The 17,143-nt window shown below is 72.3% G+C and carries 19 protein-coding genes; 13 read left to right on the plus strand and 6 right to left on the minus strand.

Annotated features, from left to right (window positions below):
- Window positions 1–883 precede the first annotated feature (883 nt).
- The gene (locus BLW63_RS04985; protein ID WP_091152283.1) at window positions 884–1,534 is read right to left on the minus strand and encodes an NADPH-dependent F420 reductase; all 651 of its coding nucleotides are present in this window, start codon (window positions 1,532–1,534) and stop codon (window positions 884–886) included.
- 128 nt (window positions 1,535–1,662) lie between these two features.
- Here BLW63_RS04985 and BLW63_RS04990 point away from each other — a divergent pair, with 128 nt between their 5' ends.
- The 7 genes from BLW63_RS04990 (at window position 1,663) to BLW63_RS05020 (ending at window position 7,354) form a co-directional block, all read left to right on the plus strand.
- Window positions 1,663–2,034, plus strand: coding sequence for a hypothetical protein (locus BLW63_RS04990; protein ID WP_139263475.1), 372 nt, complete (start codon window positions 1,663–1,665; stop codon window positions 2,032–2,034).
- Complete coding sequence (locus BLW63_RS28755; RefSeq protein ID WP_091152053.1) at window positions 1,986–2,291, plus strand: GAF domain-containing protein; 306 nt, start codon at window positions 1,986–1,988, stop codon at window positions 2,289–2,291. The genes BLW63_RS04990 and BLW63_RS28755 overlap by 49 nt, the downstream gene beginning before the upstream one ends.
- Before the next feature lie 289 nt (window positions 2,292–2,580).
- Entirely contained in the window at window positions 2,581–3,087 is a 507-nt protein-coding gene (locus tag BLW63_RS26040; RefSeq protein WP_139263477.1) for a hypothetical protein, read from the plus strand.
- Window positions 3,088–3,900: 813 nt separating this feature from the next.
- The gene (locus BLW63_RS28480) at window positions 3,901–4,869 is read left to right on the plus strand and encodes a collagen-like domain-containing protein (protein WP_091152055.1); all 969 of its coding nucleotides are present in this window, start codon (window positions 3,901–3,903) and stop codon (window positions 4,867–4,869) included.
- Window positions 4,870–5,072: 203 nt separating this feature from the next.
- A complete protein-coding gene (locus BLW63_RS26045; protein ID WP_244522360.1) occupies window positions 5,073–5,306 on the plus strand; it encodes a DUF4032 domain-containing protein in 234 nt (77 codons plus the stop codon).
- A 906-nt stretch (window positions 5,307–6,212) separates the two neighbouring features.
- A complete protein-coding gene (locus BLW63_RS26675; RefSeq protein ID WP_170856646.1) occupies window positions 6,213–6,362 on the plus strand; it encodes a hypothetical protein in 150 nt (49 codons plus the stop codon).
- A 41-nt stretch (window positions 6,363–6,403) separates the two neighbouring features.
- Window positions 6,404–7,354 (plus strand): alpha/beta hydrolase, encoded by a 951-nt coding sequence (locus BLW63_RS05020; protein ID WP_091152060.1) that lies wholly within the window; start codon window positions 6,404–6,406, stop codon window positions 7,352–7,354.
- A gap of 134 nt (window positions 7,355–7,488) precedes the next feature.
- Here BLW63_RS05020 and BLW63_RS05025 read toward each other — a convergent pair whose 3' ends face one another.
- Together BLW63_RS05025 and BLW63_RS05030 are read right to left on the minus strand one after the other, a co-directional pair.
- On the minus strand, window positions 7,489–8,883 hold the full coding sequence (locus tag BLW63_RS05025; RefSeq protein WP_170856647.1) for a helix-turn-helix domain-containing protein: 1,395 nt from the start codon (window positions 8,881–8,883) through the stop codon (window positions 7,489–7,491).
- Window positions 8,884–8,894: 11 nt separating this feature from the next.
- Window positions 8,895–9,395 (minus strand): CBS domain-containing protein, encoded by a 501-nt coding sequence (locus BLW63_RS05030; protein WP_091152065.1) that lies wholly within the window; start codon window positions 9,393–9,395, stop codon window positions 8,895–8,897.
- A gap of 106 nt (window positions 9,396–9,501) precedes the next feature.
- Between BLW63_RS05030 and BLW63_RS05035 the strand changes: the two genes are divergently transcribed.
- Entirely contained in the window at window positions 9,502–10,008 is a 507-nt protein-coding gene (locus tag BLW63_RS05035; protein WP_244522361.1) for a SixA phosphatase family protein, read from the plus strand.
- A 425-nt stretch (window positions 10,009–10,433) separates the two neighbouring features.
- Window positions 10,434–10,847 (plus strand): DUF6640 family protein, encoded by a 414-nt coding sequence (locus BLW63_RS05040; protein WP_139263479.1) that lies wholly within the window; start codon window positions 10,434–10,436, stop codon window positions 10,845–10,847.
- A gap of 23 nt (window positions 10,848–10,870) precedes the next feature.
- On the opposite strand, the gene BLW63_RS05045 is transcribed toward BLW63_RS05040, so the two are convergent.
- On the minus strand, window positions 10,871–11,194 hold the full coding sequence (locus BLW63_RS05045) for a hypothetical protein (protein WP_139263480.1): 324 nt from the start codon (window positions 11,192–11,194) through the stop codon (window positions 10,871–10,873).
- Between the two features lie 126 nt (window positions 11,195–11,320).
- On the opposite strand from BLW63_RS05045, the gene ppk2 reads away from it, so the two are divergent.
- Window positions 11,321–12,157: a polyphosphate kinase 2 gene (ppk2, locus tag BLW63_RS05050; RefSeq protein WP_091152073.1), complete on the plus strand. Its 837-nt coding sequence runs from the start codon at window positions 11,321–11,323 to the stop codon at window positions 12,155–12,157.
- Window positions 12,158–12,191: 34 nt separating this feature from the next.
- On the plus strand, window positions 12,192–12,323 hold the full coding sequence (locus tag BLW63_RS28485; protein WP_280140483.1) for a hypothetical protein: 132 nt from the start codon (window positions 12,192–12,194) through the stop codon (window positions 12,321–12,323).
- Window positions 12,324–12,579: 256 nt separating this feature from the next.
- On the opposite strand, the gene BLW63_RS26680 is transcribed toward BLW63_RS28485, so the two are convergent.
- Together BLW63_RS26680 and BLW63_RS05055 are read right to left on the minus strand one after the other, a co-directional pair.
- Window positions 12,580–12,723 carry a hypothetical protein gene (locus BLW63_RS26680; RefSeq protein ID WP_170856648.1) on the minus strand — a complete coding sequence of 48 codons (144 nt, stop codon included), beginning with the start codon at window positions 12,721–12,723 and terminating at the stop codon, window positions 12,580–12,582.
- 331 nt (window positions 12,724–13,054) lie between these two features.
- Entirely contained in the window at window positions 13,055–13,246 is a 192-nt protein-coding gene (locus BLW63_RS05055; RefSeq protein WP_244522362.1) for an amino acid permease C-terminal domain-containing protein, read from the minus strand.
- 136 nt (window positions 13,247–13,382) lie between these two features.
- On the opposite strand from BLW63_RS05055, the gene BLW63_RS28870 reads away from it, so the two are divergent.
- Together BLW63_RS28870 and ppdK are read left to right on the plus strand one after the other, a co-directional pair.
- Window positions 13,383–13,583, plus strand: a complete 201-nt coding sequence (locus BLW63_RS28870) for a nitronate monooxygenase (protein WP_425284238.1) — start codon at window positions 13,383–13,385, stop codon at window positions 13,581–13,583.
- A gap of 673 nt (window positions 13,584–14,256) precedes the next feature.
- Window positions 14,257–16,977, plus strand: a complete 2,721-nt coding sequence (ppdK, locus tag BLW63_RS05065) for a pyruvate, phosphate dikinase (RefSeq protein WP_091152287.1) — start codon at window positions 14,257–14,259, stop codon at window positions 16,975–16,977.
- Window positions 16,978–17,143 lie beyond the last annotated feature (166 nt).

Below are 17,143 nucleotides of genomic sequence, written 5' to 3' on the forward strand. Positions count from 1 at the left end.
ACCTGCTCCGGCCAGCTCGGGGGCCTGTGGTCGGTGCTCCTCGGCCGCCGCTTCCGGGGCCCTCATCGGGCCGACCGTCGACGCGGTGGCGGAGGTCGCCGACGGAGCACCGCCGGCCTGAGCCCCGGATGCCGTGCGGCAGCGCTCCGCGGTGGGGAAGGACTGGGTAGGTGGGGGCACGGCGGAGGCGGGCGGGTAGGACGGTCGTGACGGACGGCCGTCGCCCGTGAGCGGGGGTGCCGGACCGGGGCAGCCCATGAGCCTGGTTATGGGAGACGTCCGAATGAGCATCGGGCCGGTCTTCCCCGGGTCCCGGCTGCGCGAGCAGGCTCGTCGGAGGCGGCGACACGGCCGTGTGGTCGAGGGGACGGGTCATGGACCTGAGCGGACTCCGCGTCAACCAGCTCAGCGAGGCCGGCTGGGACTGGTACCAGCGGTACCTGACCGCACTGGATGCCTACGACCTCGACGCGTACTCCTCGTACCTGTCACCCGAGGTCAGCATCCAGTTCGACAACGACGCTCCCCTGCAGGGCATCGACGCGGCCAGGAAGGGCCTCGGCGAGTTCTGGGGATCGGTGACCGGCGATGGGGTACCGGCTGTTGCACGAGCCCCTCAACATCTACGGCGACGACCGCCGCTTCGTCCTGGAAGCGCTGAACCACTACGACACCGGCGACGGGCGCCGGACCACCGTGCGCGCCACCGCGTGGACCAGCCGCGACGACGACGGGAGGGTCGTCTCGGTCCGCCTCTACCAGGACCTCTCGCCCCTCTACGGGCTCGGCATGCTCACTCCGCTCGGCCGGTGTGCCGTCTCTTCGGCGTCCAGCGGGTCCCGGATGCTCTTGACGCTCGAGGACGCCGTGGGAGGCCGTGTGGTCAGGCCGTGTCGCCGAAACGCCTGGCGTCGGCAGCGGCCTGGCGCAGTCCCCCCGCATCGAGCTGGGGGCCGTAGCCGCGGGTGTCGGGCTGGACCCGCCAGCCCTCGGCGAGCGGGCCGAGATCGACCACGTCGAACCCGAATTGGTTGATGAGGGAGGCGACGGTGGCCTTGGCCTCGTCGTCGTCCCCGGCGATGGCGAGGGCGGGGCGGCCGGGCGTGCCCGCCGGCTTCCCCTGGTCCGCGAGGTGGGCGGCCCGGATGTGGTTGAACGCCTTGACCACGCGGGACCCCGGCAGGTGCGCCTGCAGCAGCTCCGAGCTCGTGGTGCGCTCGTCGTCGAGCTCGGCGATCCGCCCGTCGCGCTGCGGGTAGTAGTTGTTGGTGTCCACGACGACCTTGCCGCGCAGGGGCTCGACCGGCACCTGCCGGTAGTTGCCCAGCGGGATCGTCACGACCACGACGTCGCCTGCTGCTGCCGCGCCTGCGGCCGTGTCCGCTCGGGCTCCGGGTCCCAGCTCGGCGACCAGGGCGTCGAGCGTCTGGGGTCCGCGGGAGTTGGACAGCACCACTTGGTGTCCGTGATCCACCGCCAGGCGGGCGAGGGTGCTGCCGATGTTGCCGCTGCCGATCAGTCCGATGGTGGTCATGCCGACGGAGCGCCGACCGAAGGACGGGTGTTCCCGTCCCACCATGCCCGTGCTCATGCCGTCCGGTTCTGGCAGAGGGCATTGGACGCGCCGTCGTCTGCTGACCACGCTCGTCCGCATCGACTGGCGTGGTCCGGACGCAGCTGAGGAGGGGCCGAGGTGGCGGGACCGGAGAGGGGGACATCGACGACTACGCCGACGTGTACCTGAACGCGGTCGTCGGGGCCACGTCCAACCCGCTCATGCCGGACCCCGACGCTGTGGACGAGGAGTTCGCCGCCGGGGCGAACCGGGCACTGCAGGACGCCGTCGAGCTGCTGCGCCGCCTGGTCCCGTCCCACCAGTCAGCCGCCGCGATCGTCGTGCACGGCGACTGGAGCAGCGTCCGCAAGTTCTTCTCCCTCTCACCCAAGTACGCCGCCTGGTCCACCTACCGGACCCGGCCGTCGGCGTGGGGAGCCATCGGTGGCTGCTCGACCAGCGGCGGCCGGTCCGGCTGACCCAGGCCGAGCTCGAGTCGCACCCGGCGTGGCTCGGGTCCGGGCACGAGGCCGGCCGGCACCCGCCGATGCGCGGTTGGCTCGCGGCACCTCTGCTGGACTCCGAGGACGTCTGCTGGGGACTGCTGCAGCTGTCCGACCGCTACGCCGGGGACTACACCGCTGCGGACGAAGCCGCACTGGTGCGGTTCACCGACCTGCTGTCGCTGACCCTGGAGTCGCTCTGGGCGCTGCGCGGCGCTCGCAAGGCGAGCTGAGGGCGTACGCCAGCACCACCACGGGGCTGCGGCCGGAGGGCACGCCGGAGACGCGCACCCCGGCACAGGCCTCGATGGCGGGCTCGCCCCGGCGTCGGCCCGAACCCGAGAGGCCCGCTCCGTCGATGCCGGCCGACCAGCGGGCCATGGCGACGTGCTGTTCGACGTGCGCTGTGGGCGGTTGTTCCGACACAGCTCGCGGTTACGGCACCAGCACCCCGGTCCTGGTTCACCTGTCGCACGGACGCTGGGTGGGTCCCCGCACGAACCCCACCCCCGGAGGACACCGATGACCGGCCCCACCACCAACGACTCCACCGCGATTAACGGCCGCGACAGCGGGCCGGAACGCTCCCGGAACGCGGAGGGCAGCCAGGCTGCGCCGTCGGCGGTCGAGCTCCACGACCTGGCCCGTGCGCAGGACGACCTGACGCAGGAAGTCCGTCAGCACGTCGCACGTCAGCTCGTGGAGAACGGGTCGCACAGCGACGACGACGCACGGGTCGGCCGGATGCTCACTGCTGCCCGGTCCGAGCTGCTGGCGCAGCTGCTCGGTCAGCAGCAGGAGCAGGCACGTGGTCAGCTGGCCGAGGCCACACGCAACAACGAGGACGCTGTCGCCGGCGTCGTCCGCAGCGTCACCACGATCGTCCGCAGCATCGTCCCTGCGGCAGTGACCCGGCCCGAGGACCTCCTCGAGGCGACGTACTCCCTCGCCGATCAAGGGCTGCGGGTCGGTCGTCGCCTCGCCCTCACGGTCAGCGGGAGCGCTCGGGACCTGATCCCGCTCCGCTGACACCTCATGGCCAGCGGCAGTGTCGACCCGGCCTGCCGTTGGCCCTGAGCGGTACGAGCACGCCCGGCCCTCGCCCGTCACCGAGCGGATGACATCCGTGGGTTCCCGAGCCCGTCCGGCTACACCCCAGCAGGGGCGCGTCACCCGAGCGGTGCGGGGCAGCGGCCGCCGCGTCTGCTGTGCGAGGTCCTGCAGGTGGATGCTGACGTCGGTTGCCCCCGCGATCCGCGCCTCCTGAGCGATGAGCTGGCCGACCAGCCGGGGTGGGACCAGGTGGACCCGGTCGAGCAGGGCACCCAGCAGCCGTTCACCCACGCTCTCGGCTGCGGGCCGGCCCCCGTCCCGGTCGGTGAAGCCGCCCTGCGACTCCGTCCCCCCCGGTCACCGTCACGACCATGCGCCGACACCGGCCTGGGCAAACGCGCGAAGGAGGGGCCACTGCCGCAGCGGGGCGCGCGTGATGCCGGCAGTCCCGCTGTCGCCTGGGGTGTGCGCTCACGGATCCGGTCCCTCTGACTCCGCTCGGTCGAGAGCGGATGGTGAGCTCACCGCGGGCACCCCCGCTGGCGAGTGATCGGTCCGTGACTGTCGGCCCGAGCCGGTCATCGTTGTGGGCGGTCTCACTGGGGGCCGGACGCTTGTGCCGACTGGCGTTGGGGCACGGTCATGACTGGCCCACGGGCCGGACCGAGGACGATGCCGTCGGCATCGGCCGGGTTTCCGCAAGGGCGCGGGGTCGGATACCGACCGCGGGTCGCTGATCCTCCAGCGCCGCCCGCTACATGACCGCCTACATGAGAGGCCATTCCAGCCATGGCGCAGTCGAAGAGCACGACACGCAGCGAGACCGTTGCGGTACCCGTCGACGTCACCGTCGAGGAGGGCGACCGCGGGGTGAAGGGCCCGACCGGGCCGGTCGGCCCCGCCGGCGAGCCCGGCGACAGGGGTCCCCAGGGCTCGGTAGGCCCTGTCGGCGAGCGGGGTGACAAGGGTGAGAAGGGCCCGGTCGGCCCCGTTGGCGAGCCCGGGGACAAGGGTGAGAAGGGCCCGACCGGTCCGATCGGCCCGGTCGGTGAGCGCGGCGAGAAGGGACCGATCGGTCCGCGAGGCGAGCAGGGCCCTCAGGGCGAGCTCGGCCCGCAGGGCGAGCAGGGCCCCGAAGGGGAGACCGGTCCGCAGGGTGAGCAGGGTCTGCCCGGCTCCACCGGTCGCCCCGGCGAGCAGGGCCCGCAGGGCCCGCAGGGCCTGCCCGGACTGCGCGGCGAGACCGGCCCGCGCGGTGTTGTCGGTGAGCAGGGTGCGCAGGGACCCCGCGGTGAGCAGGGCCTGCCCGGGGCCCAGGGCCCGCGCGGCGTGATCGGCGAGACCGGCGAACAGGGCGAGAAGGGCCTGCCCGGTGTGCAGGGCCTGCCCGGTCTGCCGGGCGAGCAGGGTGCTCCTGGTGTCCGAGGCCTGCAGGGCCCGCAGGGTGTGCAGGGCCCGGCCGGTCCGGCCGGTCCGGCTGGTCTGCCTGGCGTGCAGGGTCCGCAGGGCCCGGCCGGACCGGCCTGGCTCTACCAGCCCAGTCCCGCCGAGCTGGCGTCCAAGGTCAAGCAGGCGGCGTTGGACGTCACGCCGCGCACCGTCTACGACCCGCGGGTGGGCGTCCGCTACCTGGCGGCGCTGACCTCGACGCTGATCAAGCTGCAGGGCGGGTTGTTCCTGCGTGCCATCGTCGACACCGATGCCGCAGCGAACAAGCAGTCGGGCGTCGACCTGTCCAACGTGCGCTCCATCGCCTGACCGGCGCAGCAGACCCGAAGGGCGCCTCGTCCCGCCACCGCGGACGAGGCGCCCTTCGCCCGTCCGGGGTGCGCCCCGGCTCCGGCGTGGCAGGCACGATCAGGACGCCCGTCTGTCGGGTCCCGTGGCTGGCTGGCGAGCCACAGCCCCGTGACCACTCCCCTGACATAGCCAGGGGGTCCTGGCATGGCGTCGTGGTAGCCGTGCCGGCGCCTACGATCGCCGCCATCCCCGCGCACCTGCGCAGCCGGTTGGACGCCGCCGAGATCTTCCACGAGGTCCTCGAGCGCCGGTGGTTCCTATCCGAGGCGGCCGGCCGGGACGTCGGAATGCAGGCCGCGTTGCGGGACTACGTCGACCGTGTGCTGTCGGCGGTTTCTGGCGACCTGGTGACGCCGATGCCACGGATTGCCGACCAGGGCCTCGCGCCCCGGTGAGCGACCACTCGCAGGGGCCGGCTGCACCGTCCTCGGGGCCGACCTCGACCGCCCTGACCTATGTCACCAGCTCTTCGTGGACTGGATCGTCACCGCGCGGCTGAACGCGGGGCCGAGGAGGTCACCTGCGCCGCTTCGGTGGTAGGCGCCTCGGCACGGGACAGGACGAACGGGGCCGCCGTCCCGTACCGGCTGCCCGGCACCGGCATGACGCCGTCACTCCGTTGTACGGCTCGATCCTCCGCAGCGCCTCCGCGGCGCCGCGGAGATGCCGCCGGAGGGACGCAGCAGGAGGTCCGGACGGATCGGCGCGAGGACAGGTCGTCGGGGAGAAGCGCTGTTCCGGTCCCACGCCGGCGGCTCGTCACCCGTATGCGCGGCCATGGCGTCCGGCACGACTCGGCTGCGCCCGCATCGGCCCGCACGGCGTCTTCAGCGAGTGCGCGGTGAGCCGCGCAACCAGGGAGCGGTCGGCCGTCATGCCAACCAGGCTGCCTCTCCTTCTCCAGTCCATCTCGCGGCGAGGCGGCCTGTGCGGAGCTCCGGTCGCGCACGTACGGGCGTCGGCTGTGGGCGTCGAGGACGGTCCTCAGTGCCGCGGCGAGTGCAGCGAGGTCGCGGTCGTGGACACGGCCGTCGATCGACGGGGATCGCGATCGGCAGGTCTCGGCCGTTCTGGCCAAGGGCAGGATGCGCGCCACCGAGTCCTGGGGCTCGAGCTCGTCACGCGCCGTACCGACATGCCCGGCGGGGGCCTTGGGCCCTGGCGCCTCCCCCTGAGACCGGGGCCAGGGTTGCGGTCGTCCCGGAGGGCGTGACCGTGCCCGGGCCGCTCGTGAGGCACGCTGCCCCGCCTCGGTCTGCGACTTCCCCCACGCCGAGTTCCAGCAGAGGGGTAGAGCAGCCGTGGCCATCGTCGACCAGCAGGCCGCCAGTGCGGTCCGCCCGTTCGCCGTGCTGTGCCCGAAGGACGCGCTCGCCGAGTTGCGCTGCCGTCTCCAGGCGCCGCGCTGGCAGGCCATCCACGTCCTTCGCAAGGCCTTCGGCACCCTCTAGTGCTCCGCAACTGATGCCACCCGACCGAAGGAGAGTTCGTCATGGCGTCAATCTCCGAGCGGGAGAGCCGGGAGATCGAGGCGGCCAACGCCTCTGGCAACACCCCGGTCGTCCTCATCCACGGCCTCTGGCTGCTGCCGAGCAGCTGGGCCAACTGGGTGGCGTTCTTCGAGCAGGTCGGCTACGCGCCGCTGACGCCGGACTGGCCTGACGACCCGGAATCGATCGAAGCCGCTCGGGCGGAGCCGGAGGTCCTCGCCGGAAAGACCTTAAAGCAAGTTGCCGATCACACCACCGACGTCATCAAGGCCCTGGACAGGAAGCCGGTGATCATGGGGCACTCGACCGGGGGCCTGCTCGCGCAGATGCTCGCGGGCCGGGGCCTCGCGGCGGCCACGGTGGCGATCGACCCCGGGATCTTCCGCGGCGTCCTGCCCCTGCCGGCCGCCACGCTCAGGTCGGCAGGCCGGTTCCTGATCAACCCGCGCACGCGCGGCCGCGCGCTCACGCTCACGTTCGACGAGTTCACGTACAGCTGGGCGAACGAGCTGGACGAGGAAGAAGCGAAGGAGCTCTACGACAGGTACCACGTCGCCGGCTCCGGGATCTCGCTCGTGCAGATGGGCAACGCGAACCTCAACCCGCGGACGGAGGCGAAGGTCGACACGAAGAACCCCGATCGCGGGCCCCTGCTGATCATCGAGGGCGAGAAGGACCACACGGTGCCGTGGGCGATCGCGAACGCTGCCTACAAGCGGCAGAGGCGCAACCCGGGCGTGACGGAGATCGTGAAGCTCCCGAACCGAGGCCACTCCCTCACCATCGACCACGGCTGGCGCGAGGTCGCCCAGACGGCGCTCGACTTCGTCCAGCGGTTCACCTCGAGCGATCACAAGACGACATCCGTACCGAAGGCGCGCGACGCCTCGGCGAACTCGGGGCTCGCCAGCGGGGAATCCGTCGCTGGGACAGAGCGCGGCTCGGCAAGGTGACCGCGGCATCCTCCTGGCACGATCGGTAACCGAGTCGAGCCGCTCGAGAAGCGCGCTGATGTCGACGTCGTCCTGAGCGGGGTCGCGCAGCCCCGGGTGGGTGATCCTCGTCTTCCAGGCCTGCCACCTGCTCTTCAGCCGCGTGCCGCACGGTGCCGCCTCCCGTGTCGATGCGCGAGGCGGCCGGAGGGCCTCGGGGACGGGACGTGCCGGCCTTCCCGGCGGGTAGCCACACCCGACTGTCCCGGGGAGCTCGATGTGGTGCCTCGCCACTGGTCCGCAGCCGCGCGCGCCGCCGCACGAGCCGCCCGTGGCTCGTGCGCGGCGAGGTCCGCCTCGGCGTAAAGCCGGAGGAGACCGCGGAGGGCGTAGCGGTCGCCGGGTGCGAGCTGGACGAGGTTCAGGTCGGCGAGCTCGTCGAGCATGTCCTCCGCGCGCCATCGCGGCTCCCCCACCAGCGCAGCGGCGAGACCGGCCGTGAACGTCGGGTCCTCGATGAGCGCCAGCCGCCGGAAGAGTTGCTGGGTGGACGGTCCGAGCTGGTCGACGGACGACCTGATGGCCGCCCGGATCTGCAGGTCCCCGGCGGTCAGCGCGTCCAGGCGGTGCTCCCGCACCGCCAGGCGTTCCACCAGCCCGGCCGCCGTCCACCCGGGTCTGCTGGCCACCCGGTTGCCCGCGATGCGCAGCGCCAGGGGGACGTGGTCGCACAGCCGTGCCAACCGGGCCAGGTCCGTCTCCCCGGCCTGCTCGGCCGGGATGATCGCGGCCAGCACCTGCTGGGCGTCCGCGCTCGGCAGCCGGTCCAGCGGGACACGCCCGGCCTCCTCGAGCCCGGCCAACGACCGTCTGCTGGTGACCAGGACGGCGGTCGGGCCCGTCGTCGGCCGCAGCGCCCGGATCTGCGATTCACCGGCGGCGTCGTCCAGGACCACCAGGTGGGGACGATCGGCCAGCAGCTGCCGCACGCACCCCGGGTCCTCACCCGTGCTCTCCCGGCCGAGGAGCGCGCCCAGCACGCGGCCCGCGACGGCTCGCGGCGACGGCGGCTCGTGCGTCACACCGCCCAGGTCGACGAAGAGCTGGTCCGGGATCGCGCTCCGCAGCCGGGCCGCTGCCCGGACCGCCACGCTGGTCTTGCCGTAGCCCGGGGGACCGGTCACGACCACCAGCGGCGACCGGGCGGCCCGGGATCCCGTCAACGCCGCCGTGATCGACGCCAGCTCCGCTCCGCGGCCGGTGAAGTCCGCGGTGTCCCGGGGGAGCGGGAGTCGCCAGGGCAGCTCGCGTCGGGGTCGGCGACGCCCGTCCCGTGCCGCCCGGACCATCGCCGCACGGTCGGCCTCGGGCAGGTCCAGGGTCCGCACGATCGCGAGCACCGTCCGGTGCTGAGGGGCCCGCGCGGCTCCCCGCTCGATGTCGCTCAGGGCACGAGCGCTGATCCCCGATGCCTCCGACAGCCCCTCCAGGGTGAGGTCGGCCTCGAGGCGGAGGCGACGGACCACCTGACCGAGGGGTTCGGCGTCCACGGGCCCTCCCGTCAGGGCGCGAACGGGCCGGCGGCCGACCGAGGTGGGAGGACCGCGGCCTCTTCCGACGCGAGCACCGCCCGGCACACGTCGGCGAGGTCCGCGATCCCGAGCACCCGGTCGTCCCTGCTCACGACGAGCTGCATGACCCTGTGCAACAGCATGAGGCGAGCCGCGTCGCGAGCAGGGAGGTCGGCCGCCACCTGCTGCGGTGGTCCGGTGACGACCTGGCGGACACGGGTGGACTCGAGATCCCGGCCCTCGGCGACCGCGCGGCTGACGTCGGTGGCGCTGAGGAGAGCGAGGGGGTCGCCGGTGTCGTCGGCCGTGACGACGAGCGCGCTGTGTCCCGACCGGTGCAGCAGGTACGCCGCGGCCGCCAGGTGCGCCTCCGCTTCGACCCGGGTGGCCGGCCGCGTCAGCTCGCCGACCGCCGGGCCGGCGGAGATCCTGTCGCTCGACGGGGGTGTAGCTGGGAAGGCGGCGGCTGAGCTCGCGTCGATCCTCGGCATCGCAGTGTCGATGGACGCCGGAGGGCCGCGCTCTGCGGCCGAGGCTCTGACGCGTGGCGCCATGTCACCGGCTGAGCGACGCGCGGATGGGTGCCAGACTCGGCTGGTGCGGCCGCGTCGACTCCTGCTCATCCGCCATGCCAGGGCCGCCGGCGGCCCGGTCGACCTGGAGCGGCCACTGACTGCGGAAGGCGTGCAGCAGGCCGCGGCGCTCGGGGCCTGGCTGGAGCACGCCGGGCTGATGCCTGACCGGGTGCTGGTGTCCCCTGCCCGCCGCGCGGTACAGACCTGGGAACAGGCCGGCGGCGCACTGCCATCGGCAGTGCAGCCGATCGGCGACGCGCGGATCCACGACAACACCGTCGACGCGCTGCTCGCGGCGATCCGGGAGACCCCGGACGACGTGCTGTCGGTGGCCGTCGTCGGGCACAACCCCTCGATCGGTGAGCTGGCGGGCGTCCTCGACGACGGTCGCAGCGACCCGGTGGCGCGACGTGGGGTCGAGTCCGGGTTCCCGGCCGGGGGTGTGGCGGTGTTCGAGCTCGCCGTGTCGTTCGCCGCCGTCGGGCCGGCCGCGGCGACGCTGAGGGACTTCAGGGCGCCCAGCGACTGAAGGGTCGGACCCCACGTCGGCCCTGGCCCATGCGGGACGAGTGAGCGCCTGGCGCGGCACTGGGCCGTGACGTCCGGCAGAGCCGCCGAGTCCGCAGTCGGTCCAGGAGGAGCCGTCGAGCCGAACAGTCGACGCTGACCGCGTACGCCGCCACGTCCCCCGGTGAGCCGACGCCGGCTCACCGTCTCCCCGAGGAGGGGTGCGCGTCCCACCTGTCCGCATCTGCGTGTGGGTCCGCCCGCCCCCTGGTCTCCCGGTCCGGCAGCGCCGACGCTGATGCAGCAGGCCGTCGCTCCTCGGCGGGGCGCGGCACCGGCAGCCGGCCCGCGTCGTCCCCGCCCGTGGTGGGCCACGATGAAGGCAGCATCGGAGGCCGCGCCCGCAGCCCTCGCCCCGGGGGTGGCGACGCGGAGCAAGGGGGAGCGATGAGGACGAGTCGGCTGGTGCTGACCGGCGCCGCGGTCGGCACGATCGTGGGCACGGCCCGGGCGGACCTGAACGCCACCCACGTGTTCAACCCGGACTGGCCCCCGCACGCCCGGTTCCACGGCGCCGCCGGCTGGGGCACGGTCGCCGGCGCCCAACTGCTCGCGCTGTGGCTGCTGTGGCGACCGGCGTCCTCCACCGCCGAGCAGGAACTGGCGGCCACGACCGCTGCGCTCCTGCCCGCGGTCGCGTGGGCGCCGTTCTTCGGCGCGCTGGCCACGCCCGGCACCGCGGTCGAGGACGAGCCCGGGCACCTGCCGCGCGTGGCCGGCGTGCCGCTCAACCTGGTTCCCGCGACCCTCGTGCCGGCCGTCGCGGCCCTCGGCTACCTGCTGCACCGCCGGGGGCTGTAGCGCATCCACGCCGCGCCGGCCGGTCAGCGCCGGAGCTCTGCCACCTCGTCGAGCCGGCCCAGCTCGTGCGGGTCCCGCATCGCGTACACGCGGGTGATCCGCCCGTCCTCGACGACGAAGGCGACCGCTGTGTCGAAATCGCCGCCCGTGTCGATCCGCGCGGCGACCGCGCCGTTGACCAGCGGCGTGGTGATCTCCACACGGGGCGCGAGCTCCGCGAAGCGGGGGAGCGCCGAGGCCCCTCGCTCCCGGCCCGCGCCGGGCGGTGGACCTCCGCCGTCGGCGACCGTGGCGCGCTCGAACCTCGGCTGCGGGGTCCCGGTGAGCAGCACATGGTCCCCGACCATCCACATCGGCCCGTCCGTGGACGCGCGGCCCCTCCCGGCTGCTCCGCGCCGCCGGCCGAACTGCCGGTTCGACGGGGCGCCGACCCCGGCTTGCCGCCGGGTCGCCGGGGAGCGATCCTCCGCACCATGGCCGCTCAGCGTGCATCGTCGCCGTCCGTCGAAGAGGCGCCCCCGTCCCCGAGGAAGGTCGGCACCGCCTACTACGAGGAAGAACTCGCGCGGCTGCAGGTGGAGCTGGTCAAGCAGCAGGAGTTCATCCGGGCGCGCGGCCTGCGGGTCGTCGTGATCTTCGAGGGCCGTGACGCCGCGGGTAAGGGCGGGGCGATCCAGCGGATCACCGAGACACTCAACCCCCGCGCCGCACGGGTAGTCGCGCTCGCGGCACCCACCGAGCGCGAGAAGGGCCAGTGGTACTTCCAGCGCTACGTCGCCCATCTGCCCGCGAAGGGCGAGATGGTCCTGCTCGACCGTTCCTGGTACAACCGCGCCGGCGTCGAGCGGGTCATGGGCTTCTGCACCGACGAGGAGTACCAGGAGTTCCTGCGGTCGTGTCCCGAGTTCGAGCGCATGCTCGTCCGCAGCGGAGTCACACTGATCAAGTACTGGTTCTCCGTCAGCGACACCGAGCAGGAGAAGCGCTTCCAGGCGCGCCTGAAGGACCCCACCAAGCGCTGGAAGCTCAGCCCCATGGACCTCGAGGCCCGCAACCGCTGGGTCGACTTCTCCCGCGCCAAGGACGCGATGTTCGCCGCGACCGACATCCCGGAGGCCCCCTGGTGGGTGGTGGACGCCGAGGTCAAGAAGCGCGCCCGGCTCAACGTCATCCACCACCTGCTGGGCCAGGTGCCCTACGAGGACCTCACCCCTGAGGCGCCGACGTTGCCGCCCCGGCCGCCGGTCGAGGACGACTACGTCCGTCCGCCCAAGGAGAGCCAGAACATCATCCCGGACGTCGTCCCGTGACGTCCCGGCGACGCCGCGCAGCCGGGTGCCGACGGTGGAGGGCTCGCACGTCTCGGCCAGCTCGGCCGGCCAGGTGGCCACCGCGTGCCGGGTGAGCTCGTCCAGCGTCGCCGGCCGGCCGCGGTCGGTCAGCCAGCGGCTGCAGTACCGGACGGAATGGCTGTAGAGCTCGATCGTCCGGTCCAGGGCCATCGCGTGGCCTCTCTGAGTGGACCTTGGCGGGAACACGCAGAAGATCCACGCGGTGGCCCCTCGCACGCCAGCACTTCGCCGACGAGCTCGGGACCCCCGACCAGCGACACCACTTCCTGGGACGTCACCGAGAGCCCATCGACCTGGTGGACGACGCCGTGAGCCGGCTGCCGAGCCAGGAGCCGGCTGCAGGAGGCTCCCATTGCCGGCCGGATCGGCGCGACGGCTGGTCAGCTCCTGGCCCTCCGGGGGTGCATCAGCCGCTCCATCTCTGTGGCGGCCCGCTGCTTCTCCTTGCGCTCGTTGCGCTTGACCTTGACGGCCTTGCCCGACGTCTTCGCGGAGTGGTTGTCGTGCGGCGACTTGTTGGCCATGGGAGTGCTCCCTCATCGACGGCTGGAACGGCTCCTCCCTACATCTCGTGGCGCGGCCACGCCAGGCTGTCCGCCGCGCCTTCCCGGCTCACGGCGGGACTCCGCTCGGATGAGCGTGACCCTGGGGCCGGGCCTCTCCGTTGGTCACCGCGACGCCGCCGTCCGCGCGCGCAGCGTTCGGCGACCCAGACCGACCGCTCGAGGACGCCGACCGGGTGACCAGCGGTTGATGCAGGTCCTCCTGCGCGGATCAGCCGTCCTTCACCGGGATCCCACGGGCGCACAGAGACCCTGAGGCCGGGCGTGGCCTCCGCCGATCACCCCGCGTCCGTCAGGGGGTTGAGGTCGGCTGGGGTCGGTGGTGCGGACTGTCGGGGTTGAGCAGCGAGTGCCGGCGGCCGTAGGCGAAGTAGATGGCGAATCCGATGAGGAGCCAGACGCCGAAGCGCGCCCAGGTCTCCCAGGGCAGTTGCCAGATCAGGAACAGCGACGACAGGACCCTGAACGCGGGGACCAAGAGCACCGGCCGCCGGTGTGGACGCCGTGATGGTCCAGGGCGTCGAGGCGGGCGGTCACGTGCGGGGCACCACGACGCTGTCGGTCCTGCTGCCTGCGACGGCGGAGGCGGTCACCTCGCTACCGGTCGTCGCCGCTGGGGCATCGCGACCGGACAGCAGGTCGCAGCCGCCCTCGACCTCGGCGCCCAGGCGGTCCCTCTGGGCACCCGCTTCCTCAGCAGCGCGGAGTCGCGGGCCGCCCAGGAGTACAAGGACCGCATCGTCGCCGCCACCGCGGAGGAAGTCGTCAGTCACGCCGTTCACCTGCTCGGATGCCTCTGTAGAGAGACGGCGATCCGGTGATGACTCGGGGCTTTGGCGTCCAGAGACCGACCGCCAAGTCGCTCTGACCTGGGATCGAGTCACGTGCTGACCGTGCAGGTGAAGCGTAGAGCGGCCACTCAGGAAGCTCGATCTCGGCTGCTGGCCGTCGTAACCGCAGGTCAGGCTCGCCAATGCTGACTTCCCACGGGCCCTAAGCTGACCCGGCATAGCCCGCTGACAGACGGGAGAACCGCTCTGCTCTCCGCCGATCCGTCCGCGTCGGAGCGGCTCAGCCGAACGGGGCTCAGCGGGGACAACCCCCACCTTGCCGTGCTCATATGAGCGCTTGGTGCACAGACGGGAAAATGCATCTTGACGGTTCGTGGACCGACTCCCGACACTCGGGGTCGATCGAGTGGCGATGAGCAGCGCTTCTCCGAAACCCCGAGGTCGACGTCATGACCGGTACCGGCAGCACTGTGGGGCGCGGTTTGACTGGACGCGGTCACGGGTGCGCCGACGGTGACTTCCGCGATGGCTGTGCGCGCTCGACGACGCCGGGACCGACGTGGGTCCAGCATCAGGATTCGGCGACAAGGTCGGCCGGCTCGAGCTCGTGGTCTGCCTCTCCCGCGCATACGCCGGAGAGTCGGTACGACCGAATGACACCCGTGGGATGCCGGGTTCCGGCGAGGACGTGAGGCGGACGTCGATGCACAAGTACGTGTACGAGTTCACCGAGGGCGGCAAGGACGAGAAGGACCTCCTGGGTGGCAAGGGCGCCAATCTGGCGGAGATGACGCGGTTGGGGTTGCCCGTGCCGCCTGGGTTCACGGTGACGACGGAGGCCTGCCGGCGTTACCTCGCAGATGGTGTGGTGCCGTCCGAACTACGGGTGCAAGTGACCCGGGCGTTGCGGGCGTTGGAGGACCAGATCGGCCGTCAGCTCGGGGACCCCGAGGATCCGCTGCTGGTGTCGGTGCGATCGGGGGCGAAATTCTCGATGCCCGGGATGATGGAGACGGTCCTCAACATCGGGCTGAACGACGCGTCAGTTCGGGGGCTGGCCGCCGTGGCGGGTAACGAGCGGTTCGCCTGGGACTCCTACCGGCGGCTGATCGCCATGTTCGGGAAGACCGTACTCGGCATCGAGGGCGAGTTCTTCGCCGAAGCGATGGATGCGATGAAACGGGAGCACGGCGTCACGGAGGACGTCGACCTGACGGCGGGCCACCTGGAGGAGCTGGTCGAGGTCTACAACAAGCTCGTCCAGCAGGAGACGGGCCGGCCGTTCCCCCAGCACCCCCGGGAGCAGCTCGACCTTGCGATCAAGGCGGTGTTCGACTCGTGGAACACCGAGCGAGCGATGTTGTACCGGCGCCGGGAGCGCATCCCGCATGACCTCGGCACCGCGGTCAACGTCTGCACGATGGTGTTCGGGAACCTCGGCCCGGATTCCGGCACGGGGGTGTGCTTCACCCGCGACCCGGCGACCGGCAAGCAGGGCGAGTACGGCGACTACCTCCCCAACGCCCAGGGCGAGGACGTCGTGGCCGGCATCCGCACCCCTCTCACCCTCACCGGTCTGGCGGAGCGGGACCACGCGTCGGCTGATCAGCTACACGCGGTCATGCGCCGGCTGGAGACCCACTACCGGGACCTGTGCGACATCGAGTTCACCGTCGAACGCGGCAAGCTGTGGATGCTGCAGACCCGGGTCGGCAAGAGAACCGCCGCAGCCGCGTTCCGGATCGCCGCCCAGCTCGTGGACGAGCAACTGATCACGCTCGATGAGGCGCTGCAGCGGGTCACCGGCGAGCAGCTGGCCCGGCTGATGTTCCCGCAGTTCGACCGCTCCGCCGACCGAACTCTGCTCGCCCAGGGCCTGGCCGCGTCCCCCGGAGCGGCTGTCGGCACTGCGGTGTTCGACTCCAGCGCAGCCGCGGCGCGGGCAGTGGCGGGGGAGTCGGTGATCTTGGTGCGCCGGGAGACCAACCCCGACGACCTCGAGGGCATGATCGCTGCCACCGGGGTGCTGACCAGCCGCGGCGGAAAGACCAGTCACGCCGCCGTGGTCGCCCGAGGGATGGGCCGCACGTGTGTGTGCGGCGCGGAGGCCATCGACGTCGACGCTGTGGCTCGGACGGCGCGGGTCGGGGACGCCGTGATCAACGAGGGTGACGTGATCGCCATCGACGGGTCGACCGGAGAGGTGTTCCTGGGCGACGTCCCCGTGATCTCCTCTCCTGTCTCGCGGTACCTGGAGGAGGGCCTGGAGGCGGTGCTGGAGGACGCCGACGAGGACACCGCCGAGCTGGTCACCGCTGTGGATCGCATCCTCGCCCACGCCGACTCTGCTCGGCGGATGCAGGTTCGCGCGAATGCCGACACCCGCGACGACGCCGCACGCGCCCGCAGGCTCGGCGCCCAGGGGATCGGTCTCTGCCGCACCGAGCACATGTTCCTCGGTGACCGTCGTGCACTGATCGAGCGCCTAGTGCTCGCCGGCTCCGCCGCGGCGCGGACGTCGGCCTTGGAGGCGCTGCTGCCGCTGCAGCGCAGCGACTTCCTCGAGCTCTTCGAGGCCATGGACGGACTGCCGGTGACGGTTCGGCTGCTCGACCCGCCGCTGCACGAGTTCCTCCCCGACCGTACCGAGCTGTCCGTGCGGGTGGCCATTGCCCGCGAGCGCGGCGAGGACAGCGCGGATGACGAGGCGCTGCTGGCGGCGGTGGACCGGCTGCACGAGTCGAACCCGATGCTGGGGCTGCGCGGGGTGCGGCTGGGACTGGTCGTGCCCGGGTTGTTCGCAATGCAGGTGCGGGCCGTTGCGGAAGCCGCGGCCGCCCGGATCAAGGCGGGCGGTCGACCGATGGTGGAGATCATGGTCCCGCTCGTCGGGTCGGTGATGGAACTGCACCTGATCCGGGACGAGACCGACGGCGTGCTCGCCGAGGTCTCCGATCGTGAGGGCATGACTCTCGACGTTCCGATCGGGACGATGATCGAGCTGCCCCGGGCCGCGCTGACGGCGGGGCGGATTGCCGAGGCCGCTGACTTCTTCTCCTTCGGCACGAACGACCTCACCCAGACCGCGTGGGGCTTCTCCCGAGACGATGTCGAGGCAGCGTTCTTCGCCGCCTACCTCGACAAGGGGGTGTTCACCGTGTCGCCGTTCGAGACCCTCGACGAGTTCGGCGTCGGACGCCTGGTCCGCGTCGCGGTCGAGGAGGGGCGGTCCACCAAGCCCGGACTGAAGATGGGGGTGTGCGGCGAGCACGGAGGCGACCCCGACTCCGTCCACTTCTTCCACGACGTGGGGCTCGACTACGTCTCCTGCAGCCCCTTCCGCGTACCGGTCGCCCGATTGGAGGCCGGTCGGGCCGCCGTCACACTTGACGACACCGCGGGCGGACTGGCCGGACCGCGCTGATACCGGCCGGACGACCTGGCCGCAGGACGGTGACCCTCGTGGCACCGCAGTTCCTGCGCCGCGTCGCCGCGTGGACCGCTGCCGCCGCCGATCGTGATCGCATGCTTGCCCGCTCCGGCGACGGCTCGGCGGCCTGATCCGTTCACCGGTTCCGCGGGAGCGAGGC

Source organism: Geodermatophilus africanus, assembly GCF_900107105.1.
Lineage (GTDB): Bacteria > Actinomycetota > Actinomycetes > Mycobacteriales > Geodermatophilaceae > Geodermatophilus > Geodermatophilus africanus.